The 6,878-nt window shown below is 67.0% G+C and carries 5 protein-coding genes and 2 pseudogenes; 5 read left to right on the top strand and 2 right to left on the bottom strand.

Annotated features, from left to right (window positions below; all coding sequences use genetic code 11):
* Positions 1 to 394, top strand: a pseudogene (locus ELR45_RS37820) (hypothetical protein); the annotation flags it as partial.
* A 73-nt stretch (positions 395 to 467) separates the two neighbouring features.
* On the opposite strand, the gene ELR45_RS14075 reads toward ELR45_RS37820, so the two are convergent.
* Entirely contained in the window at positions 468 to 1,844 is a 1,377-nt protein-coding gene (locus ELR45_RS14075; RefSeq protein WP_129666969.1) for an FAD-dependent oxidoreductase, read from the bottom strand.
* 270 nt (positions 1,845 to 2,114) lie between these two features.
* On the opposite strand from ELR45_RS14075, the gene pstS reads away from it, so the two are divergent.
* From pstS to pstB, 4 genes are all read left to right on the top strand, one after another.
* Positions 2,115 to 3,314, top strand: coding sequence for a phosphate ABC transporter substrate-binding protein PstS (gene pstS / locus ELR45_RS14080; RefSeq protein ID WP_205856576.1), 1,200 nt, complete (start codon positions 2,115 to 2,117; stop codon positions 3,312 to 3,314).
* Between the two features lie 125 nt (positions 3,315 to 3,439).
* Positions 3,440 to 4,399: a phosphate ABC transporter permease subunit PstC gene (gene pstC / locus ELR45_RS14085; RefSeq protein ID WP_129666970.1), complete on the top strand. Its 960-nt coding sequence runs from the start codon at positions 3,440 to 3,442 to the stop codon at positions 4,397 to 4,399.
* Entirely contained in the window at positions 4,399 to 5,502 is a 1,104-nt protein-coding gene (gene pstA, locus ELR45_RS14090) for a phosphate ABC transporter permease PstA (protein ID WP_129666971.1), read from the top strand. The genes pstC and pstA overlap by 1 nt, the downstream gene beginning before the upstream one ends.
* Before the next feature lie 19 nt (positions 5,503 to 5,521).
* Entirely contained in the window at positions 5,522 to 6,301 is a 780-nt protein-coding gene (pstB, locus tag ELR45_RS14095) for a phosphate ABC transporter ATP-binding protein PstB (RefSeq protein WP_129666972.1), read from the top strand.
* 43 nt (positions 6,302 to 6,344) lie between these two features.
* Here pstB and ELR45_RS14100 read toward each other — a convergent pair.
* Positions 6,345 to 6,878 (bottom strand): annotated as a pseudogene (locus ELR45_RS14100) (arsenate reductase ArsC); the annotation flags it as partial.

The raw sequence follows: 6,878 nt of genomic DNA on the forward strand, positions 1-6,878 counted from the left end.
TGATGAGTCCGGCGGTCGCGATGAGTCGGGCGGTGATGAGTCCGGCGGTGGTGATGAGTCGGGCGGTGATGAGTCCGGCGGTGGTGATGAGTCGGGTGGTGATGAGTCCGGCGGTGGTGATGAGTCCGGCGGTGGTGATGAGTCCGGCGGTGGCGATGAGTCCGGCGGTGGTGATGAGTCCGGCGGTGGTGATGAGTCGGGCGGTGGCGATGAGTCGGGCGGTGGCGATGAGTCCGGCGGCGGTGACGAGTCCGGCGGCGACGACTGGGGCAGCGAGAGTGGCGACGGCACTGGCACCAGCAGCGCCCTCGCCCCGGCCAACCAGGCTGCTTACCCCAGATCAGCCGCCGCGAGAGCGCATCAGCGGAGTCGCCGGCCGTTCCGGCGTACGTGACCACTATGCATGCGTCACCGGATCAGCAGGCTTGCTCCCTCGGCGTAGGTGACGAGGGTCTCGGCTGCGAGTGTCACTCCGAGGTTGCGGCGATCACACGCAGCACGGTCTCCAGATCGTCGACGACGATGGGATCACCGCCGTGCGGCCTGCCCAACTCGGCTTCGTAGGACTCCAACCGGTGCCAGTCCTCCCAGGTCAGCCGGTGCGCGTCTCGTTCGTTCAGTAGCGCTGCGAGCTCTTCGGGGGAACCTTCCGGCTCGGCCAGGTCAGGGAGGTCGCCGAGTATCGACGCCGCGACCTGTCCGGCATCCGGACGGTTGGTGCCGATGACGCCGGTGGGACCGCGGCGGAGCCACCCGGTCACATACACGCCGGCGACCGGCCGGCCCTGGTCGACGACCCGGCCGTCGTCGGACGGAATGGTCCCGCTCGCATCGTCGAAAGGAAGGCCCGGCACGGGCGCGCCGCGGTATCCGATCGCGCGGACCACCATCTGCGCCGGCAAGGTCGTCGGACGCGCCGGCGTGCTCGCGGGCTCGCGTGTCGGCTCGACCTCGACGCCGTCGACGGTGGTGACCCCGAGGATGCGGGCGGGACGCCGCCAGAAATGGAAGTGGATGCGCCGTTCGGCGTTGGAAGGCGAGCGCTCGGACCACTCGCCGATGACCTTGACCGTGGTCTTCGCTTGTCTTCGGCTCTCGATCTCGGCCTCGTCGTCGTGGCTGAGGACGAGATCGTCCGGATCGATCACCACGTCCACGCCGTCGAGCTTGCCGATCTCGCGTAGCTCGGGCGAGCTGAACTTGGCCTGAGCCGGGCCGCGCCGTGCGACCACGTGCACGTCGGTGATCGTGCTGGCCTTCAGAGTGTCCACCACTGGCCGGGGCATGCTCGTGGTGACCAGGTCTTCCGGGTCGCGGGCGAGGATCCGGGCGACGTCGAGCGCAACGTTTCCGGCACCGATCACCACCGCCGACTGTAGGTTCTCAGGCAACGAGACCTTCGGGGCGTCCGGATGACCGGTGTACCAGGCGACCAGCTCGGAAGCGCCGATCGAGCCGGGTAGGTCTTCGCCGGGTATGCCGAGGCTACGGTCGCCCCGCATGCCGGTGGAGAAGGCGACGACGTCGTAATTGCGCCGCAGCTCCTCCAACGAGACGTCGCGTCCCACCATCACGTTGCCGAAGTAGTGCGCGTCGGTGTATTCGAAGCCTGCGGCGAGAACCTTCGAGATGGTCCGGGTCTTGGGATGGTCAGGAGCTACGCCGTACCTGACCAAACCGAACGGCGCCGGCACCGCCTCGAAGACGTCGACCTGCCGGAACGCGTCCGCCTCGAGCAGGTTGGCCAGTAAATAGAGGCCGGCCGGTCCCGCTCCGACGATCGCCGCTGTCCGCCCCATCGCGTGTTCCTCCTCCATCAGCCCATACAACCAGATCTGGGCCATCGGCGGCAGCCATGGGTTTCGTCGCTTCGGGCGTCAACGCGCCGGGCCTGTGGTGTCACCGATCCGAGACCCGGTGGCCTCGGCATCGTGACCGCGCCGCAACGGAATGAGCGGGTTGTTTACCTAGACGTCGTTCTTTCGACCCGATGTCGTAGTCCAACTGGCGGCCGTCATTCATTCTCTGTTCACCCCCTGCGGGCCGCCGTGTCACTTCACTTCCCTAGTTTCTGCAGTGTAAAGGACGCATAAGTCCAGGAAGGGACATCCAACGTGAAACTCAGCATTGCGCGCCGCAAGCTGGCCCCCGTCGCTGTCGTTGGCGCTGCTGCCTTGGTGCTGGGCGCCTGTGGCTCGGACCCCGACGACGGTTCGGACAACAGCGACGACGGCGACACCACCTCCGAAGAGGAGGGCAGTGACGACGGCGACGACACGGCCGAAGAGGACGACACCGAGGCCGCGGGCGACGACGGCGAGGAGATGGCCGGCGACCTGTCGGGCTCCCTCAACGGCGCCGGCGCCAGCTCGCAGGAGGCTGCGGTTCAGGCCTGGATCGCGGGCTTCCAGTCGCAGTACCCGGACGTGACGGTGAACTACGCGCCGGAGGGTTCCGGCGCCGGTCGCGAGCAGTTCACCTCCGGTGCGGTCCCGTTCGCCGGCACCGACGCCGCCCTTGACGAGGAAGAGATGTCGGCAGCCGAGGCCGAGTGCGGGGCACCGGCGGTGAACCTCCCGCTCTACATCGACCCGATCGCCGTCCCGTACAACCTCCCGGGTGTGGACAGCCTGCAGCTCGGTCCGGACACTCTGGCCGGTATCTTCAACGAGGAGATCACGGAGTGGAACGACCCGGCGATCGCGGAGGACAACCCCGACGCCGAGCTGCCGGACACGCAGATCACCCCGGTGCACCGCTCGGACGAGTCCGGCACCACGGAGAACTTCGTGGAGTACCTGGCTGCGGCTTCGCCGGACGTGTGGACGCACGAGGTCAGCGGTGACTGGCCGTCCGACCTGAGTGGCGAGGCCGGTGCGCAGACGCCGGGTGTGCTGCAGGCGGTCGACGCCGCGGAGGGCACCATCGGCTACACAAGCGCCGCTGCGGCCGGTGACCGCACCACAGCCGCGATCGGTGTCGGTGACGAGTTCGTCGAATACTCGGCCGAAGCCGCTGCCGCTGTTGTGGAGAACTCGCCGCTTGTGGAGGGCCGGGCGGACAACGACCTTGCTCTCGAGCTCGCCCGCGACACCACCGAGTCGGGTAACTACCCGATCGTTCTTGTCTCCTACACGGTCGTATGCACCGCGTACGCGGACGAGGCAACCGGCAATCTCGTCAAGGAGTTCGCTAGCTACGTCGCCAGCGACGAGGGCCAGCAGGCAGCAGCGGATGCCGCCGGCTCGGCGCCGATCTCGCCGGAGATGCAGACCCAGGTTCAGACGGTCCTGGACTCGATCGAGGTCGGCTAGCAGATCCGCTTGCCACGGCGATCGCACACAGCCGGGCGGTCTACACTCCTCGGGAGCGGGCCGCCCGGCGTCGTGCGCCTCGCCGTCTCACTGGCATCCAGCGCAGTCCAGCCCGGAGTTGACACGTGACGACCACCACGAACACACCGCCGGATCAGGAGAGACGGCCTCGGGGCCAACGCAGCAGCGTCCGGCCGGGTGACCGTAACTTCTCGTTCGCCGCTCGCGCCGCCGGCGTCATCATCCTGATCGTCCTTGCCGGCGTTGCGGTTTTCCTTGTCTCCGAGGCGCTGCCGGCCTTCCAAGCGGACTCGTCAGAGATCGAGGGCGGCGAGGGATTCCTGTCCTACGTCTGGCCGCTGGTCTTCGGGACTCTGGCCGCCGCGCTCATCGCGCTGATCGTGGCCACTCCGCTTGCGCTGGGTATTGCGCTGTTCATATCGCACTACGCGCCGCGACGGATGTCCCAGTGGCTGGGCTATGTCGTCGACCTTCTCGCCGCGATTCCCAGCGTCGTCTACGGCCTGTGGGGTATCCAATGGCTTGCACCCAATGTCCAGGGTGCGTGGGTGTGGCTGGCGGACAACCTCGGCTTCATCCCGTTCTTCGAAGGTCCGGCCTCCGCGACGGGCCGGACCATGATGACCGCCGGTCTGGTGCTGGCGGTGATGATCCTGCCCATCATCACCGCGGTGTCCCGCGAGGTGTTCCTGCAGACGCCGAAGCTGCACGAGGAAGCCGCGCTCGCACTCGGCGCGACCCGGTGGGAGATGATCAGGATGTCGGTCATTCCGTTCGGCCGCCCCGGAATCATCGGCGGGATCATGCTCGGTCTGGGCCGGGCGCTCGGCGAGACGATGGCCGTCGCGATGGTGTTGTCCACGGGCGGCTTCACCTGGTCTCTGATCAGCAGCGGCAACAATACGATCGCGGCGGAGATCGCGCTGGACTTCCCGGAGTCCTCGGGACTGAAGACCAATACGCTCATCGCCGCGGGCCTGGTCTTGTTCGTCATCACGCTGGGCGTCAACATGCTCGCCCGGTGGGTCGTGTCGCGACGTAAGGAATTCTCGGGGGCCAACTGATGACTGTCACCACGTCCACGCCGCACGAGTCCAGCACGCTGACTCATGACCAGCTGCACCGATACGTGCCGGTCGGTCTGTTCGTGGCCGCGGGTGCCCTCGGCGCGGCGCTCTCCGCGGTCATCGGCTTCAGCCTTCCCATGTTCGTGGTGCTGACCGTGGTGATCTTCGCCATCGTGCTGCCCATCGTTTCGGGGGTCGTCGAAGGACGCCGGAAGGCTATCGACCGCTTCGTCACGGTGCTGGTGTACATGGCGTTCGTGATCGCGCTGGTGCCGCTCGTATCCGTGATCTGGTCGGTGATCGGTAACGGCCTGTCCGCCTTCAGCGCGGACTTCCTGACCACCTCGATGCGGAACGTGACGGGTCTGGAGGACCAGCAGACCGCGCAGGAGGGCGCTCCGCTCATCGGTGGCGCGTACCACGCCCTGATGGGGACACTGCTGATCACCGCGCTGGCCGCCGCCATTTCGGTGCCGATCGGCCTGATGACGTCGATCTACCTGGTCGAGTACGGCCGGGGCCGGCTGGCCCGGGCCATCACGTTCTTCGTCGACGTGATGACCGGCATCCCGTCGATCGTCGCCGGTCTCTTCGCGGCGGCGTTGTTCGCGGTGCTGTTCGGAGTGGGCACGCGCAACGGCTTCGCCGGCGCGGTCGCGCTGTCTGTGCTGATGATCCCGGTTGTCGTACGCTCGAGTGAAGAAATGCTGCGCATCGTCCCGAACGAGCTCCGGGAGGCGGCCTATGCGCTCGGTGTACCGAAATGGCGGATGATCCTCCGGGTGGTCATCCCGACCGCCATCTCGGGCATTGCCAGCGGTGTGACGTTGGCGATCGCCCGCGTGGTCGGGGAGACTGCCCCGCTGATCGTGACGGCCGGCTTCACCTCGTCGATCAACACGAACCCGTTCAGCGACTGGATGATGTCGCTTCCGGCGTACGTCTACAGCCTCGCCATGCGCCCGCTGTCCGGCAGCGAACCACAGCCAAGCCTGGACCGGGCGTGGGCAGCGGCACTCACGCTGGTGATCATAGTCATGCTGCTCAACCTGATCGCCCGGCTCATCGCCAAGGCGTTCGCCCCGAAGACCGGACGTTAGAAACCAAGAGGTCCACACCATGTCCAAGCGCATTGACGTCGGCGACCTGAATATCTACTACGGAGACTTCCTCGCCGTCGAAGGCGTGTCGATGGAGATCGAGGCTCGCTCGGTCACCGCATTCATCGGCCCGTCCGGTTGCGGCAAGTCCACCTTCCTTCGCGCCTTGAACCGGATGCACGAGGTGATCCCGGGGGCGCGGGTGGAGGGCAAGGTCATGCTCGACGGTGAGGACCTATACGCCTACGGCGTCGATCCGGTCAACGTCCGTCGCCAGATCGGCATGGTCTTCCAGCGGCCCAACCCGTTCCCGACGATGTCCGTCCGCGACAATGTGCTCGCCGGCATCAAGCTGAACAGTGCACGGATGGGCAAGTCCGAGGGCGACGAGATCGCGGAGCGGTCGCTGCGTGGGGCCAACCTCTGGAACGAGGTCAAGGACCGTCTCGACAAGCCTGGTGCCGGGCTCTCCGGTGGCCAGCAGCAGCGGCTCTGTATCGCCCGGGCGATCGCCGTCCAGCCTGAGGTGCTGCTCATGGACGAGCCTTGTTCGGCGTTGGACCCGATCTCGACGCTGGCGATCGAGGACCTGATCGGCGAGCTGAAGCAGAACTACACGATCGTCATTGTGACGCACAACATGCAGCAGGCCGCCCGGGTGAGCGACCGCACGGCCTTCTTCAACATCGCCGGCACCGGCAAGCCGGGCAAGTTGATCGAGATGGACGACACCACCAAGATCTTCACGAAGCCTGGTGTCAAGGCGACTGAGGACTACGTCTCCGGTCGCTTCGGCTAACTAAGACCCACCCGGTGCCGCCGTTCCTGCTGCCCTGTCAGGAGACGGGGACGCCAAGCTCCTCCAACAGGTTGCGGACGCGGCGCTCGATCTCGTCCCGTATCGGACGCACGGCGTCGACGCCCTGGCCGGCCGGGTCATCGAGGGCCCAGTCCTCGTAACGCTTGCCCGGAAAGACCGGGCAAGCGTCGCCGCAGCCCATCGTGATGACGGCGTCGGCAGCACGGACGATCTCGTCGGTCCAGGGCTTCGGGAACTCGCCGGATATGTCGATGCCGCGTTCCGCCATCGCCTCGATGGCCGACGGGTTGACCTCCACGCCGGGTTCGGATCCGCCGGACCAGGCGACGGCCCGGTCGCCGGCCAGGTGCTGGAAGAACCCGAGAGCCATTTGGGACCGGCCGGCGTTGTGCACGCACAGGAACAGGGCAGTGGGGAGGCCGTCGTCGTGCTGGCCTTCAACTCTCGCGAGCGCGCGGAGGCGCTGCCGCGCGAACCGCTCCGCCATCAGCGGCAGGAAGTTCGCGACCCGCGCGGAGTCCGCGAACTGGTCGTAGCTGGTGTCCAGGAACCGGAC

Origin of the sequence: Phytoactinopolyspora endophytica, from assembly GCF_004138495.1 — a bacterium.
GTDB lineage: Bacteria > Actinomycetota > Actinomycetes > Jiangellales > Jiangellaceae > Phytoactinopolyspora > Phytoactinopolyspora endophytica.